This is a genomic window from Roseinatronobacter thiooxidans, assembly GCF_001870675.1.
GTDB lineage: Bacteria > Pseudomonadota > Alphaproteobacteria > Rhodobacterales > Rhodobacteraceae > Roseinatronobacter > Roseinatronobacter thiooxidans.
Window position 1 is genome coordinate 1 of the sequence record NZ_MEHT01000006.1, and the last position, 20051, is coordinate 20051.

General features: G+C 59.1%; 20 protein-coding genes and 1 pseudogene. 9 read left to right on the forward strand and 12 right to left on the reverse strand.

Translation table 11 applies throughout. From position 1 onward, the window contains the following. Positions 1 to 72: 72 nt before the first annotated feature. From BG455_RS17510 to BG455_RS17050, 5 genes and pseudogenes are all read right to left on the reverse strand, one after another. On the reverse strand, positions 73 to 486 hold the full coding sequence (locus BG455_RS17510) for a hypothetical protein (RefSeq protein WP_245735455.1): 414 nt from the start codon (positions 484 to 486) through the stop codon (positions 73 to 75). Between the two features lie 52 nt (positions 487 to 538). After that, complete coding sequence (locus BG455_RS17515) at positions 539 to 1129, reverse strand: helicase-related protein (protein WP_245735456.1); 591 nt, start codon at positions 1127 to 1129, stop codon at positions 539 to 541. Between the two features lie 59 nt (positions 1130 to 1188). Further along, positions 1189 to 1302: pseudogene (gene tnpB / locus BG455_RS17680) on the reverse strand (IS66 family insertion sequence element accessory protein TnpB); the annotation flags it as partial. Next, entirely contained in the window at positions 1302 to 1757 is a 456-nt protein-coding gene (gene tnpA, locus BG455_RS03000) for an IS66-like element accessory protein TnpA (protein ID WP_245735457.1), read from the reverse strand. The pseudogene tnpB and the gene tnpA, both read right to left, overlap by 1 nt. 32 nt (positions 1758 to 1789) lie before the next feature. Further along, positions 1790 to 2161, reverse strand: a complete 372-nt coding sequence (locus tag BG455_RS17050) for a hypothetical protein (protein ID WP_143079868.1) — start codon at positions 2159 to 2161, stop codon at positions 1790 to 1792. A 17-nt stretch (positions 2162 to 2178) separates the two neighbouring features. On the opposite strand from BG455_RS17050, the gene BG455_RS03010 reads away from it, so the two are divergent. From BG455_RS03010 to BG455_RS03020, 3 genes are read left to right on the forward strand one after another with little or no spacing between them, the layout of a single operon-like run. Beyond that, a complete protein-coding gene (locus BG455_RS03010; RefSeq protein ID WP_071468493.1) occupies positions 2179 to 3051 on the forward strand; it encodes a fumarylacetoacetate hydrolase family protein in 873 nt (290 codons plus the stop codon). A gap of 36 nt (positions 3052 to 3087) precedes the next feature. Next, a complete protein-coding gene (locus BG455_RS03015) occupies positions 3088 to 4074 on the forward strand; it encodes a type 2 periplasmic-binding domain-containing protein (protein ID WP_071468494.1) in 987 nt (328 codons plus the stop codon). Positions 4075 to 4103: 29 nt separating this feature from the next. After that, positions 4104 to 6455: a xanthine dehydrogenase family protein molybdopterin-binding subunit gene (locus BG455_RS03020; protein WP_071468495.1), complete on the forward strand. Its 2352-nt coding sequence runs from the start codon at positions 4104 to 4106 to the stop codon at positions 6453 to 6455. A 23-nt stretch (positions 6456 to 6478) separates the two neighbouring features. On the opposite strand, the gene BG455_RS03025 is transcribed toward BG455_RS03020, so the two are convergent. The 7 genes from BG455_RS03025 to BG455_RS03055 form a co-directional block, all read right to left on the reverse strand. Next, a complete protein-coding gene (locus tag BG455_RS03025; RefSeq protein WP_071468496.1) occupies positions 6479 to 7696 on the reverse strand; it encodes an MFS transporter in 1218 nt (405 codons plus the stop codon). A 52-nt stretch (positions 7697 to 7748) separates the two neighbouring features. Further along, positions 7749 to 8726, reverse strand: a complete 978-nt coding sequence (locus BG455_RS03030) for an aldo/keto reductase (RefSeq protein WP_071468497.1) — start codon at positions 8724 to 8726, stop codon at positions 7749 to 7751. 36 nt (positions 8727 to 8762) lie between these two features. Continuing rightward, positions 8763 to 9785 (reverse strand): asparaginase, encoded by a 1023-nt coding sequence (locus BG455_RS03035; RefSeq protein WP_071468498.1) that lies wholly within the window; start codon positions 9783 to 9785, stop codon positions 8763 to 8765. Positions 9786 to 9812: 27 nt separating this feature from the next. Continuing rightward, on the reverse strand, positions 9813 to 10664 hold the full coding sequence (locus tag BG455_RS03040; protein WP_071468499.1) for a fumarylacetoacetate hydrolase family protein: 852 nt from the start codon (positions 10662 to 10664) through the stop codon (positions 9813 to 9815). Between the two features lie 69 nt (positions 10665 to 10733). Next, the gene (locus BG455_RS03045) at positions 10734 to 12140 is read right to left on the reverse strand and encodes an amidase (protein WP_071468500.1); all 1407 of its coding nucleotides are present in this window, start codon (positions 12138 to 12140) and stop codon (positions 10734 to 10736) included. Next, positions 12127 to 12342, reverse strand: a complete 216-nt coding sequence (locus BG455_RS03050) for a hypothetical protein (protein ID WP_071468501.1) — start codon at positions 12340 to 12342, stop codon at positions 12127 to 12129. The genes BG455_RS03045 and BG455_RS03050 overlap by 14 nt, the downstream gene beginning before the upstream one ends. 36 nt (positions 12343 to 12378) lie before the next feature. Further along, positions 12379 to 13794 carry a class II aldolase/adducin family protein gene (locus BG455_RS03055; RefSeq protein WP_084386107.1) on the reverse strand — a complete coding sequence of 472 codons (1416 nt, stop codon included), beginning with the start codon at positions 13792 to 13794 and terminating at the stop codon, positions 12379 to 12381. Between the two features lie 140 nt (positions 13795 to 13934). Here BG455_RS03055 and BG455_RS03060 point away from each other — a divergent pair, with 140 nt between their 5' ends. The 6 genes from BG455_RS03060 to BG455_RS03085 all read left to right on the forward strand — a co-directional run bounded on the left by BG455_RS03060 (position 13935) and on the right by BG455_RS03085 (position 20008). After that, positions 13935 to 14999: an alpha/beta hydrolase family protein gene (locus BG455_RS03060; protein ID WP_071468503.1), complete on the forward strand. Its 1065-nt coding sequence runs from the start codon at positions 13935 to 13937 to the stop codon at positions 14997 to 14999. A 152-nt stretch (positions 15000 to 15151) separates the two neighbouring features. Further along, positions 15152 to 16135 carry a TRAP transporter substrate-binding protein DctP gene (gene dctP / locus BG455_RS03065; RefSeq protein WP_071468504.1) on the forward strand — a complete coding sequence of 328 codons (984 nt, stop codon included), beginning with the start codon at positions 15152 to 15154 and terminating at the stop codon, positions 16133 to 16135. Between the two features lie 76 nt (positions 16136 to 16211). Further along, the gene (locus BG455_RS03070) at positions 16212 to 16724 is read left to right on the forward strand and encodes a TRAP transporter small permease (protein ID WP_084386108.1); all 513 of its coding nucleotides are present in this window, start codon (positions 16212 to 16214) and stop codon (positions 16722 to 16724) included. Beyond that, positions 16724 to 18040 carry a TRAP transporter large permease gene (locus tag BG455_RS03075; RefSeq protein WP_071468506.1) on the forward strand — a complete coding sequence of 439 codons (1317 nt, stop codon included), beginning with the start codon at positions 16724 to 16726 and terminating at the stop codon, positions 18038 to 18040. Before BG455_RS03070 ends, BG455_RS03075 begins: the two co-directional genes overlap by 1 nt. 78 nt (positions 18041 to 18118) lie before the next feature. Next, positions 18119 to 18586, forward strand: coding sequence for an SRPBCC family protein (locus BG455_RS03080; RefSeq protein ID WP_071468507.1), 468 nt, complete (start codon positions 18119 to 18121; stop codon positions 18584 to 18586). A gap of 3 nt (positions 18587 to 18589) precedes the next feature. Continuing rightward, on the forward strand, positions 18590 to 20008 hold the full coding sequence (locus tag BG455_RS03085) for an SLC13 family permease (RefSeq protein WP_071468508.1): 1419 nt from the start codon (positions 18590 to 18592) through the stop codon (positions 20006 to 20008). The last annotated feature ends 43 nt before the right edge of the window (positions 20009 to 20051 follow it).

Genomic DNA, 20051 nt, shown 5'->3' on the forward strand with positions numbered 1-20051 from the left:
GCCCTCCACTAAGCGAATATAGACACGTCATGGTATACGATGCCGGCGGGTGGGGGCATCCACCGCATCAGTTCAGTCCGGCATGGTTCCCAGCCGCCACTCGGCCAGTTCGGCCAGCATCGCGGTGGCCTGTCCGTCCGGATCGGGCCGGGTCAGGCGCATGCGGTCACCATCGGCCGACAGGAGCGGCTCGAAGGCCCAGAAGGCGCGCCCGTCCTCGGGCGTCGGGGTGCTGTCGCGCAGGCGGCGGAGCGCTTCCAGCGCGAGCGGGGTGAGGGACCGGTCCCGCTCCACCCGCCGCAGCAGGTCGCCCACAGTAGCCAGCGCCGACGCGTCCACCGGATCGCCCATGTCGCGGACGAAGTCGAACCAGCCTCCGTGCCCGTTGCGGGCGGGGTCAAACCCCATGGCTGCCACCTCGGCCGCCCGGGGACGGCGCCCGTTGCGCAGGTGGAAGTCGCGGTACTGCGCCTCAAGATACTCCATTCCGGATTTTGGGCGTAGAAGGTCGCGCAGGATCTCCATTACCCGCAGATCATTAGGTCACTGAACAGCCCGGCGGCAGGGGCAGCTGCCCGACGACGGCCTGTTCCAACCGCAGCGCCAGGGACCGGTCACCCGGTCCCGCGTCCAGCAGTGCGCGCAGCTTGGTCAGGAACACCCGGTGGTTCCCGATATAGTCGATCACCCGCAACACCTTCCCTTCGACCCGGCGCAGGCCGCGGCCCAGCTGTTGCAGCCACAGGATCACGCTTTCTGTCGGGCGCAACATCATCACCGTGCCGATCGCGGGCACGTCCACCCCTTCATTAAACATGTCGACGGCAAAGAGGATGTCGATCTCGCCCCGGCCCAGCTGGTCCAGCGAGGTGGCGCGCGGGGCTGAGCCAGGACCGGAATGGACGGCCACGGCGCGCAGGCCCCGGCCGCGGAAGAAGGCGGCCATGAATTCGGCATGCCGGACCGAACAACAAAAGCCGATCGCCGGGCCCGCGCGGTGGCGGTGGAACTGGTCCAGCGCGTTCTGCGCGCGTGCTTCGGTTGCGAGCGCCGCCTCCAGCGCCTCGGGGTCGAACTGGGCGGATCGCCAGGGGATCTGGGCATAATCGACCTCGTCCGGCACGCCCATGTAGCGGAAGGGGGACAGGAGCCCGGCCTCGATCCCGTCGATGATGCCGCCCCACAGAACGGGTCCATCCCGAACATTTCCCGCACCGCGAGGGCCAGGCCATCTATGCCCTTGCGAAAGTCCACTGGCCGGGTCGCCACGAAGTCCTTCACCGGCCCACCATGACCGAACATCACGATGCCGCAGCCCGTGCCGCACGGATCGCACGCGTCAGCTGACCCTCATCGACACCAGCGCCAGCGCGGATCACAACATCGCCGCCTACGACGATCTCCAGATCGGACCTGGTGATAGCCGCGGGCGGCGCCTCCGACGCGATGTCATCGACCACCAGTTCTGCGAAGACCGGCAAGGATGCCACGCTCTTGGACACTACCAGATTGCCCATACGAAGTTGCTTTCGCCAATCGTAAATCTGCCAGCGCGTCGTGCCGTGCTTGCGCGCAACATCGGCCACCGTCACGCCGGGCATCATGCTTTCCGCCGCGATCCGCGCACGCTCCGCCTTCGTGCGTCGCCGCCGACCACTCGGACCCTCGATCACTTCCAGCCGGGAAACTCCAACACCCCTTGAGCCGTCCAAATGGACGCCCATTTTGTGGTCTCTCTCCAAATCCAACACCTCCACTGCACGTGTGCGCGTAGAATGCTGGCTTCAGATCAGAAATGACAGGAAGGGATCGGCGTCGCGCTTACCAATAGGCCGAGCACTGTGCCGTGCAGGTCAATATCCAGACCTTCCCCATCCGCGTGCGGCTCCAGCACAATCTTCTCGACCAGGCGCCGCGGTGCCTTTCGCGTCTCGGTCAGGCCAGCGTCTCGCGACAGCCCCCGGATCGGTGTGCCGACGCGGTCGCGATAGGTCTCCGCCATCGCATTAAACCCCTCCATGTGTGGAAAAATCCTGCAACCGCCGATGCCGCCATCCGTGGCGACGTCGTGATCGCGCCCGAAACACTCAGGATAAGATTTCTCTATGGCTTGACATAATTGACGATGTTTCTTATTTTCATCGATGAAAATATAAAGCACCGAGAAAAGAGGAAATTATGATTATTGCAGCCTTTACCGATGCCGATGGTCCGGGCCTTGGGGTTGTGGAAGGAGATACGCTGGCTGTTATTTCGCGTGGCGATCCCGGTCACGCTTTGCTTGATTTAATCGAGGCGGGGAACTCGGCGGCAATCAAGATCGGGGCTCAGGTTGAGAATGCACCTCGGGTCGCCTTGTCGGCAGTGCGCCTTGATCCGCCCGTTGTCTCGCGTGACCGCGCACTGATATGCGTGGGCAAAAATTACCATGCCCATGCGAAGGAGTTTTTCGGAAGCGGATTTGATTCCACAGCCCAAGATGAGATCCCCGAAGAGCCAGTTGTGTTTGCGAAGCTTGGCTCCAGTCTTGTAGGACAAGGTGACGTGATCAATGCATCGCTGGATCCAACCGGAACCGTGGATTATGAAGGCGAACTTGCTGTCATCATCGGAAAGCGTGCTCATAAGGTTGCCAAAGCTGATGCCTATAGTGCCGTCTTCGGGTATACTATTTGCAACGATGTTACCTCACGTTATCTGCAGAAACGCCACAATCAGTGGCTTATCGGAAAAAGTCTGGACAGTTTCTGCCCGTTGGGGCCTTGGATCGTTACTGCGGATGACATAGGCGACATCACCGGGCATGAGCTTGTCACGCGGGTCAATGGCGAGGAACGACAGCGCGCAATGATTCGTGATCTTATCTTCGATATTCCTACTCTTATTGAAACGTTAAGTGCGACCATGACTCTCAACCCGGGGGATGTCATTGTTACGGGAACGCCTGCTGGGGTCGGTATAGGGCAGGATCCTCCGGTGTATCTGCAACCGGGCGATAGGGTTTCGGTCACGATTTCGGGTATCGGTACGCTGACCAATCCCGTTGCGTAAATGTTCCCTTCCCCTCATCCAAAGTCAGGTAGAAAAATGAGCGAGCCCGAATTCACGATCACTTGCGTCGCAAGCGACCGCACCCGATTGTTTGCAACTGGTGAGGCAGAAGTGCAAGGATGCAAGGTACGCATGCAATTCTCCGAGCCGGAGGCGATTTTCCGAGAAGCGCTAAACAATTGCAGCTACGAGATATCTGAATTGTCGATGTCGAGCCATATCGTCACGACTGCGCGCGGAGACGCGAACTATATCGCTGTCCCCGTATTCCTGTCGCGGGCCTTTCGCCATTCCGGGATCTTTGTGCGCAGCGCTGGGCGCGTAGCGTCCCTTGCAGATATGAAAGGCGCAATGGTCGGGGTGCCGGAATACCAGCAGACCGCAGCAATGTGGGTGCGCGGCATGATGCTAGACGAAGGGGTCAAGGCTTCCGATGTGACATGGCATGTCGGCGGGCTGAATGCTCCCAGCGCGGGCGAGCGTATCGCCTTGACCCTGCCTGATGACATCAGCGTCGTGCCGCTGCAGCGGGATGACACTCTTGATGACATGCTGCTGTCTGGGCGGTTGGATGCAATTATCAGCCCTCGGGTACCAGCCAGTATTCTGAATGGTAATCCGGCAGTGCGGCGTCTGTATCCTGATTTGCGTGCCGCCGAGGTTGCCTATTACCAGCAGACTGGATTCTTCCCTATCATGCACGCGCTTGCCCTGCGAAAAGACGTGGCGGACGCGAACCCATGGCTGCCGGAAGCACTGTTCCGCGCCTTTTCCAAGGCAAAGAAGCTGCGGCAGGACGAAATGTCCATGTCGAATGTCCTGCGTGTATCGCTGCCTTGGGCGGCACATGACTATGCGGATGCGATGGCGATTACCGGGGGCGATCCATGGCCCTACGGTTTTCAGCGCAACCGCGCTGAACTGGAGGCGATGACGCGCTACATGCATGCCGATGGAACCGCCAGCCGCAAGGTGAACCCCGAAGAGCTATTTCATCCCTCGACGCACGACCTTGTCGAGTGAGCGTAACCTCTCACAATACGGAGCAATTGATGACACTGAATGCTGGTATGGGGCAGTCCGTTCCCCGCTCCGAAGATCTGCGTCTGACGACAGGTCGAGGGCGTTATGTGGATGATCTGACGGCCAGCCGCGAGGCGCATATGGCCGTTATTCGTGCCCCGCATGCGTCGGCGCGTATTTTGGGGATCGATACATCCGAAGCGGAGGCGCATCCGGGTGTCTTGTGCGTGCTGACTGGTGCCGATCTGGTCGCCGATGGCATTGGCGCGTTTGAGACAATGGTTCAACGTCACAAGCGTGACGGAAGCCCGATGGAGCGTCCGCCATTTTACCCGCTGGCCAGCGATCTTGTCCGGTACATTGGCGAGGGTGTGGCGATCGTGGTCGGGGAAACCCGTAATGCCGCGCGCGATGCGGCCGAAATGGTGATGGTCGATTACGAACCGCTTGATGCGGTGAGCAGCGCGCTACAGGCTTCGGAGCCGGGTGCGCCTGTTGTCTGGCCGGGCCTTGTGGATGACAATATCTGCTTTGTGTTCGAAGCTGGCGACCGCGCGCGAACAGAAGACGCTTTTTCTGGCGCGGCGCATATTACCAGTCTCAATTTCCGCGTCTCCCGCGTGTCGGCGAATGCGTTGGAGCCGCGCAATGCTCTTGGCAGCTATGACAGGAACGAAGATCGGTATACGCTGACTGCCGGTGTCCAGATCCCCCACAAGATCCGCAGCGAGATTGCCGAGAAATCGCTGAGAATAGACCCTATGCGGCTGCGCATCATAGCACCCGATGTCGGGGGTGCATTCGGCATGAAGGGCAGCCCCTATCCCGAACATGTCCTTGTGCTTTGGGCAGCGAAGAAGCTGGGCCGCCCGGTTCGTTGGACAGCGACGCGTTCGGAATCTTTCCTGTCGGATTTCCACGCGCGCGACAACTTTTCCCAAGTTGAGCTTGCGCTGGACGATCATGGCAAGTTCCTTGGCCTTAAGGTGCGCACAAAAGCCAACTTGGGTGCGTATCTGGGGTTCAATACGCCACATTCGCCAACCAATAATCTGGGCGGCCTTTCCGGGGTCTATACGACGCCGGCTATTCACGCCGAAGTGCTTGGCGTCTATACCAACACTCAGCCGACAGCGCCTTATCGTGGCGCAGGGCGCCCTGAGGCGACGTATGCCATAGAACGGGTTATCGACCTTGCGGCGCATGAACTGGGGATAGACCCTGTCGAATTGCGCCGCCGCAACCTGATCCCGGCCGCGGCAATGCCATACGATACCGGGTTCCTGTTCGTTTATGACACCGGCGATTTCGAACGGAATATGGATATCGCGCTAGAGGCGTCCGACTACGCAGGGTTTCCGGCGCGCCGGCAAGAGTCGGAAGCGCGGGGGATGTTGCGTGGTATATCCCTGATAAATGCGATCGAAATCGCAGGTGGCCCGTTCCGCAATACCAATGAAGAAGGCGCCGAAATCAGGTTTGATACGGGCGGCGGCGTTACATTGCTTATGGGCACACAGAACCATGGCCAAGGCCACGAGACGGCTTTTCGCCAGATGGCTGTCGAGTTTCTGGGCGTGAAACCCGAGGCAGTGCGGGTTACATCAGGTGATACCGACCGCGTTATCCATGGGCGCGGGACATTCGGGTCGCGTTCGGCCATGGCAGGGGGGCTGGCACTCCGGCGCGCGGCGGACAAGGTGATCGCGCGTGCCCGCGAAATCGCCGCGCATCTGCTGGAAGCTGATCCAGACCAGATCGACTTCGCGGATGGCACATTTCATGTGCGCGACACGAATCGAAACATGCGGATCGAAGAGATCGCACGCGCATCGTTCACCCGTGGAAAACTGCCAATCAACTGGGATATGGGATTGGGCGCTACCGCGATCGTTGTTCCGCCCGAAGCGAACTTTCCAAATGGTGTGCATGTCTGCGAGGTCGAGATTGATCCGGCAACCGGGCGCGTGACCATAGAACGGTATCTGGTGGTCGATGACGTTGGGACTGTGGTGAATCCAATGATGGTCAAGGGGCAGATTCATGGCGGTGTCGCGCAGGGCATCGGGCAGGCCGCAGGCGAAGAAATTGTCTTCGACCCGGAGTCTGCGCAGCTGCTGACAGGATCATTCATGGATTATCCGATGCCCCGCGCCTCTGACCTGCCAATGATAGATGTAATCTCCAACCCTGTACCCAGCACCAACAATGCGCTGGGCATCAAGGGCGCGGGCGAAGCTGGCGCTGTCGGTGCCCTATCTGCATATATCAATGCTGTTGTGAATGCGCTGTCGGCTCTGGGGGTGACGCATCTGGATATGCCTGCGACTCCCTATCGGGTATGGCAGGCCATAGAGGATGCGCGTAATCAGCGTGGCTGATCGCGCCTTCGGCCGCACGCCCGTTACAACCGGCGTGCGGCAATCCCGGCCAGAATAGTGAGGAGTGCAAGCAACCCTCCCATGATCCAGAAACTGGCCTCCAGACCAGCGACTTGCGCCAGAACACCCATCAGGATCGGTAGACCAAACGTCGCAAGGCGGTTGGCGGTGGCGCGCAACCCTGCTGCAACACCCTGATCCTGTTGTGGAAGCCCCGCGGACATCAGGTTCAGGATACCCGGCATACTGACGCCAACCCCGAACCCGAACACCACCACACCGGCCACCAGCAGGGGCAGCGATGTCAGCATAGGGGTAGCAGCCATCGCACATAACGACAGGGCGATGGCGCCCGCTAGCGCGCGACCGTCACCACCCCACAACCGCGTCCAGCGTTCAGACAACAGGGAAGCGGGCAGGCTGACAAGATTGCCCAGACCCACCAGCATTCCGATGATCCCTGCCGGATACCCCATGCCCTGCAACAAAACCGGATAGAAGCTTTCCTGCATCGTGATCCCGGCAAGGCGCAGCAAGCTGAAGATGACAAGGTATGCTCCCGCCGCGGTCATAGCAAGCTGAAGCGCGCGGCGATACGCCGCGAGATCCGGCAGCACGAGGCGAGACCAGTGTTGCGGCGCAGGCGCAGAATCAGGGCGACGCGCCGCTGGAAGGCGCCGGGCTGCAATCAATGTTCCGCACCCCCAAAAGCCAATTAACGTAAATCCGGCAATGGGTCCGAGGGTCTGCCAAACTAGCCCGAGAACGATCGGTCCAACAATCAGACCGGCCACCGAAAACAGGGAAAATCGCGCAGTGTAACGGCGATTGCCCGCAGCCAGTTGCCCAATAGCGGTTTGTGCGCCAAGCCAGCATATTGCTGAACTGAGCCCAAGAATGACTTGCAAGATGATCAGCGCTGACGCGAAGGGCAGGACTGGATGTGCTAGAATCAGCGCAACGCCAATCGTAGAGGCGGCCACCAGCATAGGCCTGACGCCCAGATGATCCATGAGGGCCCCGCAGTGAATGGAATACACCAGTGGCAGGATCGAACGCGACGCCATGGCCAGACCCAGCACAGCCGCCGATAGCCCCAGACTGCCACCCCATAGCGGGACGGAAAGGGCTATCATCTGCATCTGGCTGAGGCTGAAAAACGCGCAGAGATATGTGGCGCTGATCGCGCTGCCGTGTTCTGCACCGGGCGCGCATGTCGTACCGGGATCAGTTTTTGGCATCGCGGCTCTCACCTTGGGGCAGGGAATGCGTCCCGCCAGAGGGTTCGGGGCTTCACAGATGAAGAGTTTTCATCTGCGCGGGGGGGTAACGCGTGCCGGCGGCTGCACCGGGTGGGAATATTCGCGCCAATTCTGCGCCAGTTGCGTCCGAAAACCGGACATCCAGCGCCGCGATGTTCTGGTCAAGCCATTTGCGCTTGCTTGTGCCGGGGATAGGCACAATGTTGTCCCCGCGGGTCAGCACCCATGCCAGGGAGAGTTGCGCAGGCGTGCATCCTTCTTCGTTTGCCAGTTTGCGCAATTCGTGCGACAGGGTGGCATTTGCGTTCATGTTATCAGGCTTGAAGCGCGGATGGTCGCGGCGGCGGTCGTTTTCGGCAAGCGCATCGGGGCTGTCGATCATACCGGTCAGGAAACCGCGACCCAGCGGTGAATATGCTACAAACCCGACCCCGAGGATCTTGCAAAGGTCCAGTAACTCGGCTTCCACATCCCGTGTCCAGAGCGAATATTCGGTCTGTAATGCCGTGATCGGATGCACCGCATGCGCGCGGCGCAGGGTGTCAGGGGCCGCTTCGGACAGGCCCAGATGACGGATCTTACCTTCCACCTTCAGATCCGCCATAGCGCCGACCGTCTCTTCGATCGGGACATTCGGATCGATGCGGTGAACATAGTAAAGATCGATTACGTCGGTCTTCAGCCGCTTCAGGCTTGCCTCGCAGGCCGTACGGACATAGTCGGGTTTGCCATTCACCGCCAGACTGCCATCCGGGTTGCGCAGATTGCCGAATTTGGTTGCCAGCACGACCTTGTCACGCCGGTCGGCGATGGCGCGGGCGATCAGCTCTTCGTTCTTGCCGAACGCATAAGCGTCGGAGCTATCGATCATATCGATGCCGTGATCCAGCGCATGATGGATGGTATCGATCGCCTCTTGTGGGTCGGGTGTTCCATAAATCGGTGTCATCCCCATGCAGCCCAGCCCGATGGCGGAAACTTTCAAACTTCCGAGATTGCGTCGTTTCATGCGAGTTCCTCATGCTGAAGCGGGTCCGGGTCGGCTTTATCGATAGGCGAAATGCCCAAACAGCTTTCTTAGTTCGGTCGGTTCCCAGCACCCGCTGGCCAGTGCCAGTTGCAACAGCAGTCGCGCTTTCAAAGGTCCCAGCGCCCAACCGGAGATAAGCCCGCGCTGCAACAGGTCGACTTCTGAACCGGCAAAACCATAAGTCTGCTCGAAAACCGGCCCGGCCGGCACACGGCTGGATAGGATAACAGGCATCTTTGCGGCCAGCGCATTCAGTGCGTGGACAATCTCCTGCGGTACATGGCCAGCGCCCATGGCCGCGATGACTGCGCCCTTGAACCCCATATCCGCGAGGTGCCGCAATATGCGTCCATCCTCGCCCAGACCGATCTGCACCAGTGCAACGGGCGGAATGGGTGCATCTGTGTCCAGATTGATCTGGACTTGTTTCGGCGGACGCATGAGCGGGTGAAACCGGCCCTCGATCACATGACCCAATGGGCCTTGCGGCGCCGATGTGAAGGCATCGGGCAATCCTGTATGTCCCTTGCGCACAAACACCGCCGCATGGGCGGTATCGCCAACAACCGCCATCACGCCGGCATCGCGTACCGCGCTGGCTGCAACAATGGCCGAAGCCAGAAGATTGGCCGGCCCGTCGGCACCGGCGGCTTCCGGCCCGCGCATGGCACCCGTGACCACGACAGGCGCAGATGTCGACAACACGCAATCCAAAACGAAGGCCGTTTCCTCTATCGTGTCGGTCCCCTGAATGATGATCGCCCCGGCTGCTCCGTTCACGAGTGCTGCGCGTACCTGTTCGGCCACTGAGAGAATATCCGGTATCGTGAGGGACGCGCCGGGCTTCTGCATCGGAGAGATCACATCGAAGCTGGCGACATCCGCCAGGCCGGGAACGGCTGCAAGCAATGCCTCGCCCGACAGCGAGGGGGCAATCGCGCCATGCGCGGTCCGGGTCATTGCAATCGTACCGCCCGTCGCGAAGACGGCGACACGTGGCTTTCGTGGCGTGGCGGTTGAACTGGCGATTTTTGTCATAGGCTTCTTTATGTTTCTGGCTGGTGGTTAAGGCCGGTCATCAGCGATGACGTCCTGGCGTTGCTGCCCCAACCCTGTGATCCCCAGCTCAACGACATCGCCGGGTTTAAGGAACTGGGGCGGTTTCATCCCCAGACCCACACCCGGTGGCGTTCCCGTCATGATAATGTCGCCAGGGTGCAGCGTGAAAAAACGGCTCAGATAGCTGATAAGGAATGCCGCACCATACACCATTGTGCTGGTCGAACCGTCCTGCATCCTGACATCGTTCACGCTCAGCCACAGGCGCAATGCCTGTGGATCGGGAACTTCGTCCCGGGTGACCAGCCAAGGGCCGACCTGCCCGAAATTGTCCGAGCTTTTGCCCTTCGTCCACTGACCAGAATGTTCCATCTGCCACGCGCGCTCGCTTACGTCATTTGCAACCGCATATCCGGCGATGAACGACAGCGCATCTGACTCGGGAACATAGCGCGCTGTCGTCCCTACGATTATGGCTAGCTCGACCTCCCAGTCAGTTTTCTCGGACCCGCGGGGTACGATAATTGGATCGTTTGGCCCACACAGAGCCGAGGTTGCCTTCATGAAGGTAATGGGTTCGAGAGGCACGGGCGCGCCGGTTTCAGCGGCATGATCGGAATAGTTCAACCCTATGCAGATAACCTTGCCTGTCTGGCCGACACATGGCCCCATCCGAGCCCCGTCGGGAATGCGCGGCAAGCTGGCAGCGTCCAGCCCGCGCAGCATTTCCAGACCGGTATCTGACAAGACTGGTCCTGCAATATCGGGCACCAGCCCGGAAAGATCCCGCGCGATCCCCTGCGCATCCATAATGGCCGGCTTTTCCTGCCCGATCGGTCCCCACCGCAATAGTTTCATGTTTTTGTCCTATCTTTCAGTTTGGTCTTGCATCAATGCCCGATCAGCCAGCGTGGCGTTGCGGGCTGGTCAAAGCGGGGGCGTCTTGCGGTGCCAATCGGTATCCCGCTGGTAGGCATCGGCTGCGCGCAACAACGTCGCCTCGTGAAACGGTCTTGCAGCAAGCTGAAAGCCTGCGGGAAGTCCGTTTCGGGTAAAGCCCGCTGGGATGCTGATCGCAGGCAGTCCCAAAAAATTCAGGCTGCGGGTAAAGCGGGTCAGCGCGGCGAGGGTTGCGCTGATTTCCCCAGGCTCGCCGTCGATTGTTCGGGCAATGGTCGGGACCTCTTGGGCGAACATCGGCAGATGCACCAGATCTGCATTCGCGAAAACCACATCCATATAGTCCTGCAAGACCTTTCGGCGGGCACGCAGGGCATCGTGATATTCCACAGCGGGCAGGAAAAAGCCCGGTTCAATCCGACTGCGGACCACTTCAGCATAGTCATCGCGGCGTGTGGCAAGCCATGGCCGATGCACCGCTGCCGCTTCGACTGCCATGACCGCCTGACCAAGCGCATTCGCAACATCAAGATCGGGTGCCGGACAATCGACGATCTGTGCGCCGCGTTCGCGCAGGACCGCAATGCTGGCCTCGAGCAATCCAGCAACTTCGGCAGTAACCGGGGCGTCATGGAACGCACGCGGCACAGCAATGCGCAGCCCCGCCAGATCACCGCTTAGCGCGCGCTCGAAATCGGGAACAGCAACAGCAGATGTGGCTGGGTCCTGCGGGTCTGAGCCTGCGATAACCGACAACAGTCGCGCGCAGTCGCGCGCGGTGCGCGCCACAGGGCCCACACAGTCGAGGCTGACTGAAAGCGGCCCAACCCCGAAGCGGCTGACCCGCCCCAGTGTCGGCTTCAGCCCGACAACCCCGCACGCTGCGGCAGGGTGGCGGATGGACCCGCCCGTATCGGTGCCCAACGCACCAAAAACCATGCGCGCAGCTGTCGCGATGGCCGATCCGCTGGACGATCCGCCCGCGATGTGTTCGACAGACCAAGGGTTGCGCCCGTGTCCCGTCGTCTGATTGAAGCCGGTAGGGCTGAAGGCGAATTCGGACAAGGACAACGTTGCGATATCGAGAGCGCCGGCGCTGTCTAGCCGTGCAAGCGCGGTTGCCGTTACGTCTGGAACATGATCCGAGCGAATGGGCGAGCCATAGGTTGAAACGCGGCCGGCGCGGTAAAACAGATCCTTGTGAGCTAATGGCACGCCGTGCAGTTTGCCGCAGGGTGCGCCTTTTGCACGCATGGCATCCCTGTCCCGTGCCTGCATCATCGCTGAATCGCGGTCCAGCGCAATGACAGCATTCAGGGATTTCCCTGCGTGTTCAAGCCGGTCCAATGATGCAGCGGTCAAGGCCTCGGACGTGATTTCCCCGCGTGCCAAGGCGTCTGCCGCCTCTACCAGTGTCAGATCAAGAAGCATCATCAGCGCTTTCGGCAAAGCGGTCTAGGAAGGCTGCGAAATCTGCTGCCGTATCTTCGGGGTGCAATGTCTTGGCCGCGTTGCAGATCGCACCCGACAGATCGGCGATGATCGCGGCATATTGATCAAGTGCCGCATCGGGAATTGGGCATCCCCCAAGCACGTCATGCATCTGTACGCGCATCTGCTCCGTCTTCATGGTCATCTTTCAGGACCCTCCTTTAGCGTGGCCGCGTCATCGTCACAGACCAGCAGCACTGCGACGCGGGGCGTTGATTTCGGAGGTGTAGAACCACCACCAGTCATTGTTTGAAAACTCCAGCGCTGCGATCCTGTCGCGCGCTGTCGGCATCGAATTGACGCCCCCGAAGCGCCGCGCAAGGTGATCGAGTTCCAGAAACTGTTCGCGCTGGACCGCATTTACCAAAGCCTCTTCCAGCGTTTCGGCGACAAAATCGGTGCCATGGCAGGCTTCGTGCACAATAGGGCCGTTCCCCAGCAGGTCGATCACATCGCGGCGTACATCTGAATCAACGATCAGATCACAGCGCGGATATGTCGGTAACGGGCGCATCGCGACATCCAGCCCGATGCGGGCCATCGGGACAAGTTCATGACGGGTCAGGGCATAGCTGCGGCCATACAGATCATGTGTGTGAACGATGGCCTGAACATCGGGGCGTTCCGCAAGGACCTGAGCGTGGAAGAACTTGTAGCCCGGTGGCTTAGGTCCGTCGATCCAGTTTCCGCGCAGATCGGTCACGCACATGTCCTCGGCCTCGACCATTGCGAAGTTCTTGGCCGGGCTGATGATCATTCGATCGTCTTGCGGTAACCGATGGCTGATATGTTCAAGGAATGCCACAAGCGTGTCGCGTTCCCAAAGTGACTTGCAGGCAATGCTCGTTGCTTCGCGGATGCGCCGGTTTTCATCCGCGTCCTCTATCCCGTCGAGCGCTTGGGCCGGATGGGGTAGTGGACCGGGATCAAGGGACTGAAAGAACTCGACGTAGTGGTCCCAGCCCGCGAACTGGCGCCACATTTTTTCGGAATCCGCGCGCGCACACAGCGTCGCAACGTCCATGTTTGCGATGATACTGTTTTGTTGCGCCAGATATTCCAGATGATAAGCCGCGAGCAGCGCTTCAAGGATCGATTTGCCCTTTACCCAAGCCGCTATGCCGGGCTGCTGAACGGCGACTGATGCGGAAAGGCACGCTGCAAGATCGTCGGCTGTCGCCGGAGTATCCGCAAGTTCTGACGATTTCCAGACCTGCGTGTCATAGGCGATGAACGATTCCATATGGGTCATGGGTTGCAGGTCGAAACCTGCAATCGCAGCAGCCATAGCGAATTTTGGTGCAAAACAGATACAGGCCCCCGCCTCGGTGTCGCGACGATAAAGTGCAAGATCCGCCATGGCCTGAACGGGAAGTTCTCCATCGCCCTCGACAATAGTTCCATCCAGATCCACCACGAGCATTTGTCTGCCCGACAGTCCGCGCGGCCAAGCGGCCCGGCCAAAACGTGGGGTCATCAGAATATGCTCGCTGCGCGGGATCCTGAGGCTTAGGTGACCCCAAAGGTCAATGACGCGGTGGGATGCCAGTACGCGGCATGCCATCGCAAGGTCCTCTCGAATATTGTGACCGAGCATGCGAGCACTCCTTCAAGGCCGGAACGTTCTTACGATGATAGGATAGACTATCGATAATTATTATGTCAACCTACGATTAAATTATTCATCGACCAGCCCGCCGCGAGGCTGAGGGCATCAGGCAGCAGGAGAACAACAGCATGGAAGATGATCTTCTTGTCGAAACGCTTCGGGACAGACTTCCACGGCTGTATGCGGCAGGTGTGGATTACAATGACATCCAGACCCTGTTGCAGCGCATTGAGCGGATAGGGGACTGGCCGCGAGAATGGGAGAAGCTTGCCCGGATGCGCGCGGAACTGGGTGCTGCGGCGATCGCGCTAGGCCAGACAGTAACCGCGGGCGCGGCTTTCCAGAAGGCCGCGCTTTATTTTCATTTCGGGCAATTCGTCTATTTCGCTGACTCTGCCGAAAAGCAGCGGATGCAACAGTGCCAGCAGGACGCCTATCTGCGCGCCGCACCATACCTTTTGCCGCCTGCACAGCAGTTGACTGTCCCGTTCGAAGGGGTCGAGTTTCAGGGTAATCTGCGGTTGCCGCCGGGGATCGGAGGGCGTGCGCCCTGTGTACTGCTGAACCCGGGCGCTGATTCGACCAAGGAAGAATTCCATACATTCGAGAACGAATTTCTGGCGCGTGGGGTGGCGACCTTCAGCTATGATGGGCCGGGGCAAGGGTTAACATGGGCGAAAATGAAGCTGCGCCCAGATTTCGAAGCGCCAATCAGCGCTGTCATTGACCGGTTGGAACAGCATGACGCGATTGATGCTGGCCGGATCGGAATATGGGGGCGCAGTTTCGGCGCTTATTGCGCGCTGCGGGGCGCAACAGACGCGCGACTGCGTGCCTGCATCAGCATTGGCGGGTTCTATGACATGGGCGAGATCTGGTCGCGTATGCCAAAAGGAACGACTGATTCCATCTGCTATGCCCTCGGGGTGGAGACGCTGGCCGAAGGCGCAGAGTTGGCGCGCAGCTATACGCTCGCAAGGGTTCTCGGCAACGTGGGTTGTCCGGTCCTGATTGTGCATAGCGGTCAAGACAATGTGTGTCCCGTGTCCGAATCGCAACGCATGATACAAGAGCTGGGGGCGGATGCTGAATTGTCGGTTTTTGCCGAAGGGAACCATGTCTGCGACAATATCCCCTATATCGTGCGCCCGTTGATGGCCGACTGGATGGCCAGAAAATTGTTTTCCGGGTGATTGTCGATGTCGGTGGGATGGTCGCGTCACTCTCGAAATAATCGATTTAGTATCTAAAACTTGACAAGTAATATGATTATCGATAAAAATACATTTGATAGACTGTTGGCGTTCGGCCTGCAGCATGTCCAGAAACGGGAGGAAGTTCTCTTATGACAAGACCAATCCACGCACTCGCATTCGTTGCAGCAGTCGCCGCGTTCCCAGCCAGCGCCCAAGACGTGCTGCGCGCACAAACAGCGCTGCCGACCCAGCACACTTTGTCGCAAAGTTTTATCAAGCACTTCGTCGATATCATAAACGAAGAAGATGGCGCCGTTCGGGTCAACCTGCTTGGCGGCCCCGAAGTGAACCCGCAGGACCGCGCTGTAGGTGCGCTGGAGCGTGGCCTGCTTGATATCTTGTGGATTCCAGCTGCCTTTACCACAGGTTCGATCCCAGAGGCACAGGCAATGATGCTGCAGAATATCGGCATTGACGAAATTCGTGACAGCGGCGCATTTGAGCATTTTGCAGGAATTTTCCGCGAAAAGGCCAATGCCCACTTCCTTGCCTGGAGTGAGACAAGCGCCGGGTATTATCTCTATCTTACCACAGAGCCTGCAATCGGAGACGACGGCGTCGTTGACCTGACAGGGCTATCAATTCGTTCGACCGGGGCTTACCGCCCGATCATTGAGGAACTGAACGCGGCGCCTGTCGCCATCCCAGCGGGTGATGTTCCGCAAGGTCTGGATCGCGGTGTTATCGACGGGTTTGGCTGGCCGACAGTCGGGCTTGAATCGATCGGTCTGCAGGATTCAGTCAATTACCGGGTTGAACCTGCGTTCTACAACCTTGCGAATGTGGTCATGGTCAATCAGGATCGGTGGAACCGCCTGAGCGACGAGGCGCGCGAACAGTTAACGCGTGTGGCGCTGTCTTACGAGCAGGCGTCCATGCAGGAAATGGATGAAATGGGCGAGGCCGATCTGGCCGCTGGTGACGCCGCTGGCGTGCAGGCCATTCGCATGGAAGGTGAGGCCGCGAGCCAGTATCTTTCGAGGGCTTTCGATGCAATGTGGGACAATGTGCGCACCAATGTTGGTGACGATATCACCGCAGAGTTGCGGGAACTGATCTACCGCACCGACTGATACTGTCGGACGTCGCCGGGCGCGCGCAAGGTGCGCGCGCCCGCATTTTTCATCTTCAGCGAACGGGCGGTGGGCGATGCTAGCTCTCATCGGACGACTATATATAGGTCTGATAAATGCGTTGGCGGTGCTCGCTGCCATTCTCATTGCGATTTCCATCGGACTGGTTATTGCGAATGTCGCGTCTCGTGCCCTTGGATATGGGTCGTTTCAGGCGACGATTGCGGTGACTGAATATATTCTCCTTTATTTCACACTGTTCAGCGCGCCCTACCTGCTGAATACGCGCGGCCATGTCATGGTTGACATGGCGGTTAAGCAGCTAACGGGTACGCCAAGGAAAATTCTGGAATCGTTCATCTACCTGATCGGCATTGCGGTCAGTCTGATATTTCTGGTCGTCAGTATCGATATCATGCGCAGCGCGATTGCCCGCGGCCATTTCGATGAACGCTCTATCGATCTTCCTTACTGGCTTCTCTATGCGGGTTTTCCGGTTGCTTTCGGGCTGCTTGCCATAGAATTCGCGCGCTACCTGCTGACCAGTCGTAGCCTGTATGACCAAACCGATTATAATGAGGGGCTGTAATGTTCTTTGAATGGTACATTGCCCTGAGCCTGCTGGTCGGGCTGGTTGTCTTTCAGATGATGCTGGGTGTTCCGGTGGCAATCGCCTTCATGGCGACCAATCTCATCTGCGCCTACCTGTTCATGGGTGATACATTTGCATTCTATCAGGTCGTGGATAACTCGACGTCGCTGATAACGCGGTTCCAGCTGGCGCCAGTTCCGTTCTTCATCCTGATGGGTTCGCTATTTTTCTATTCGGGGATCGCGCAGCGCGTGTTTTCCACGCTTGATGTGCTGCTCGGGCGCATTCCGGGCAGGCTGTGTTTTCTGACGGTCGGGGGCGGGTCATTGTTCTCGACCCTGACCGGGTCGAGCATGGCAAATACAGCCATGCTGGGGTCAATGATGGTTCCGGAAATGGAACGGCGCGGGTATCACTGGCGTATGTCCCTAGGGCCGATCCTGGGCACTGGTGGCCTTGCCATGATCATTCCGCCCTCTACGCTGGGGGTGCTGCTTGCGACAATCGCGGGCCTGGATGTAGGGCGGTTTCTGATTGCGGGTATCCTGCCCGGCGTGGTGTTGGCGTTACTCTATACAGCGGTGATCTGGGGACAAGTCTGGTGGAACCCCGCCAACGCCCCGCAGTATGAGATCGAGAAGGTTTCGACGGCCGAAAAATTCCGTGCCTTCATGATTAACATCGTGCCTATGGGGTTTGTGGTCTTCATGGTGGTGGGGTTGATCCTGCTGGGCGTGGCAACGCCCACTGAATCCGCAGCCTTTGGGGTGCTGTCAATCCTTGTGCTGATGGTCGCATTTCGTGCCTTTACCTATCATGCGGTGCAGCAGGCGCTGCTTTCGACGGTCAAGATCGGGGGGATGGTGTTCTTCATCATCCTGAATTCCAGTATCTTCAGTCAGCTTCTGGCGTATTCCGGCGCCAGTTCGGGGATGTTGCGCTTCGCGACGTCTTTCGATGTCAGCACTGTCGTGGTGTTGCTGATCATGTTCGTCGCGCTCATCTGTCTTGGGATGTTCATGGATCCGGTATCGATGATCCTGATCACAACACCGATCTTTTTCCCGCTCGCAACGCAGCTCGGGATCAATCCGCTCTGGTTCGGACTTTTCGTGCTGATCTGCCTTGAAATGTCACAAACGACACCACCTTTCGGGTTGTTGTTGTATGTTATGCTTGGTGTGGCCCCAAAGGGTACAACACTTCGCCGGGTGGCGATCGCGGCAGCCCCCTATCTTGGATGCGATGCTGCGCTGATCGTCCTGATGTATGTGTTCCCATCACTTGTCCTTTACCTGCCAAGTCTGTTGTAGCGAGGCCTTGGGACAGGTCGGGTTTGCGAAGCCGATGCATCTGAAAGTCAAGAAAATGAACCAAAAGAAGGAAAACAGATGGAACTCTCTGGCACGCGTACCATTGCTGCCGACCGGGCAAATGTCTGGGCGCATCTGAACGATCCGGAGACATTGCGCGCGTCGATCCCCGGATGCCAGTCCCTTGAAGGATCAGCCGAGGACGGTTTTGTCGCAACCGTCATCCAGAAAATCGGGCCGGTAAAGGCGACATTCAAGGGAAAGGTGACCCTGACGGATATCAACGCTCCTGAAAGCTATCGGATTGTCGGAGAGGGCAATGGCGGGATTGCAGGATTTGCCAAGGGCGATGCCGTCGTGACCCTGCACGAGACTGATGAGGGCACAGAACTGACTTATCAGGCAAATGCCGCCCTTGGGGGTAAGCTTGCACAGATGGGCTCAAGGCTGGTCGGTGGAGTTGCAAAACGGCTGGCCGGACAATTCTTCGATGCGTTTCAGGCTCATGTGGAGCGTGGCGAAAACACCTCGGAGGAGGATGCCTGAGCCATGACGCAAAGCGCCGGTGCTGTTGCGGCACAAATAACACGCGGGACCGGTTTGCGCGCCGGTATCGTTGTCTTGGTCAGCATTGGCCTGGCGGTAACCTTGCGTCTGTCGGGGGCGCCGACCGGCATGCCGGAAAGCTTTGCGCTGGTTGCGATCGCAGTCGGTTTCTGGGCGCTTGGCGTCCTGCCAGAGGCGTTGACAGGCTTGCTGTTCCTGCTGGGAGCGGTGACAGTTCTGGGGCTAGAGCCTGCGGTCGTGTTCTCTGGCTTTACCACCACGGCTTTCTGGCTGATCTTTGCTGGTGTTATTCTGAGCGCGAGCACATCCAAGACGGGCTTGTCGCAATGGTTCGCCGCGCGCTTCCTGAAAGCGCGTTTCGCATCGCTGGGGTATGGCTTGCGGATCGCGCTGATCGTGATCTTTGCCTCGGGGCTGGCGCTTATCCTGCCATCCACATTGGCGCGTGTGGCCGTCTTGCTGCCGCTGGTGATCGCCTTGTGCGACGAGGTCGGTTATCGCCACGCCAGCAAGGGGCGCGCCGGGATTGTGCTGGCGGCAGCGGTGGGCACCTATATCGTGCCAATCACCTTTCTGCCAGCCAACCTTCCGAACATCGTGCTCGCTGGGGCGTTGGAATCGCTTTATGGTGTGACCCTGACATTCGGCCCGTATATCCTGCTGCATTTCCCGGTGATCGGGCTGGTCAAGGGCATCGCTCTGGTCATCATCCTGACATATCTGTTCCGCGATGATCCGGTTCCAGATGTCGCCGTCGAGAAATCTGCAGAAGCACAACTGTCAGGGCCGGCCATACGATTGCTAGCCATTCTGGGTGTGACCCTGACACTCTGGAGCCTTGATTTCCTGCATGGGATTTCGCCCGCATGGATCGGGCTGGGTGCGGCGCTGTTATGCGTGATGCCCTTCATGCGGATTACCGACCTGAAGGCAATGCCGTTCAACACAGCGTTTCCGATGCTGCTGTATATCGGCGCGGTGCTGAGTATCGGTGCCGTGATGACGGCGTCGGGTGGGGGTGAGGCATTGTCGCGTATCCTTGTCGCCAGCCTACCGCTGGAAACGTCTTCAGATCCTGTGCGACTGTTGTCGCTGATGGCGGTTGCGACACTGACATCGCTGGCAACGACGATGCCAGTGGCCCCCGCCATGACAGCGCCGCTTTTCGGTGAAATTGCCAACATCACGGGGTGGACCGTCGATGCCGTGGCGATGAGCCAGGTTCTGGGATATGCGACACCGCTGCTGCCATATCAGTTGCCGCCGCTGATGCTAGCCATTGCCATGGCGGGGGTCACGCTGGGCGATGCGACCCGTGTCTTGTTGTTGCTCGCGCTTGTCACCACTCCGATCACGCTGGTCGCCGCGCATTTCTGGTGGCTCGCGCTGGGGTGGTATTGATTGGAAAATACAGGATCGGCCGCGACCTGTGGCCCGTGTTCAA

Excerpts from the sequence above, each read along its gene's own strand:
- BG455_RS17510 (WP_245735455.1), bottom strand. The coding sequence starts at position 486 with ATGGAGTATCTTGAGGCGCAGTACCGCGACTTCCACCTGCGCAACGGG.
- BG455_RS17515 (WP_245735456.1), bottom strand. The coding sequence starts at position 1,129 with ATGGGCGTGCCGGACGAGGTCGATTATGCCCAGATCCCCTGGCGATCC.
- BG455_RS03010 (WP_071468493.1), top strand. The coding sequence starts at position 2,179 with ATGATTATTGCAGCCTTTACCGATGCCGATGGTCCGGGCCTTGGGGTT.
- BG455_RS03015 (WP_071468494.1), top strand. The coding sequence starts at position 3,088 with ATGAGCGAGCCCGAATTCACGATCACTTGCGTCGCAAGCGACCGCACC.
- BG455_RS03020 (WP_071468495.1), top strand. The coding sequence starts at position 4,104 with ATGACACTGAATGCTGGTATGGGGCAGTCCGTTCCCCGCTCCGAAGAT.
- BG455_RS03025 (WP_071468496.1), bottom strand. The coding sequence starts at position 7,696 with ATGCCAAAAACTGATCCCGGTACGACATGCGCGCCCGGTGCAGAACAC.
- BG455_RS03030 (WP_071468497.1), bottom strand. The coding sequence starts at position 8,726 with ATGAAACGACGCAATCTCGGAAGTTTGAAAGTTTCCGCCATCGGGCTG.
- BG455_RS03035 (WP_071468498.1), bottom strand. The coding sequence starts at position 9,785 with ATGACAAAAATCGCCAGTTCAACCGCCACGCCACGAAAGCCACGTGTC.
- BG455_RS03040 (WP_071468499.1), bottom strand. The coding sequence starts at position 10,664 with ATGAAACTATTGCGGTGGGGACCGATCGGGCAGGAAAAGCCGGCCATT.
- BG455_RS03045 (WP_071468500.1), bottom strand. The coding sequence starts at position 12,140 with ATGATGCTTCTTGATCTGACACTGGTAGAGGCGGCAGACGCCTTGGCA.
- BG455_RS03050 (WP_071468501.1), bottom strand. The coding sequence starts at position 12,342 with ATGACCATGAAGACGGAGCAGATGCGCGTACAGATGCATGACGTGCTT.
- BG455_RS03055 (WP_084386107.1), bottom strand. The coding sequence starts at position 13,794 with ATGCTCGGTCACAATATTCGAGAGGACCTTGCGATGGCATGCCGCGTA.
- BG455_RS03060 (WP_071468503.1), top strand. The coding sequence starts at position 13,935 with ATGGAAGATGATCTTCTTGTCGAAACGCTTCGGGACAGACTTCCACGG.
- dctP (WP_071468504.1), top strand. The coding sequence starts at position 15,152 with ATGACAAGACCAATCCACGCACTCGCATTCGTTGCAGCAGTCGCCGCG.
- BG455_RS03070 (WP_084386108.1), top strand. The coding sequence starts at position 16,212 with ATGCTAGCTCTCATCGGACGACTATATATAGGTCTGATAAATGCGTTG.
- BG455_RS03075 (WP_071468506.1), top strand. The coding sequence starts at position 16,724 with ATGTTCTTTGAATGGTACATTGCCCTGAGCCTGCTGGTCGGGCTGGTT.
- BG455_RS03080 (WP_071468507.1), top strand. The coding sequence starts at position 18,119 with ATGGAACTCTCTGGCACGCGTACCATTGCTGCCGACCGGGCAAATGTC.
- BG455_RS03085 (WP_071468508.1), top strand. The coding sequence starts at position 18,590 with ATGACGCAAAGCGCCGGTGCTGTTGCGGCACAAATAACACGCGGGACC.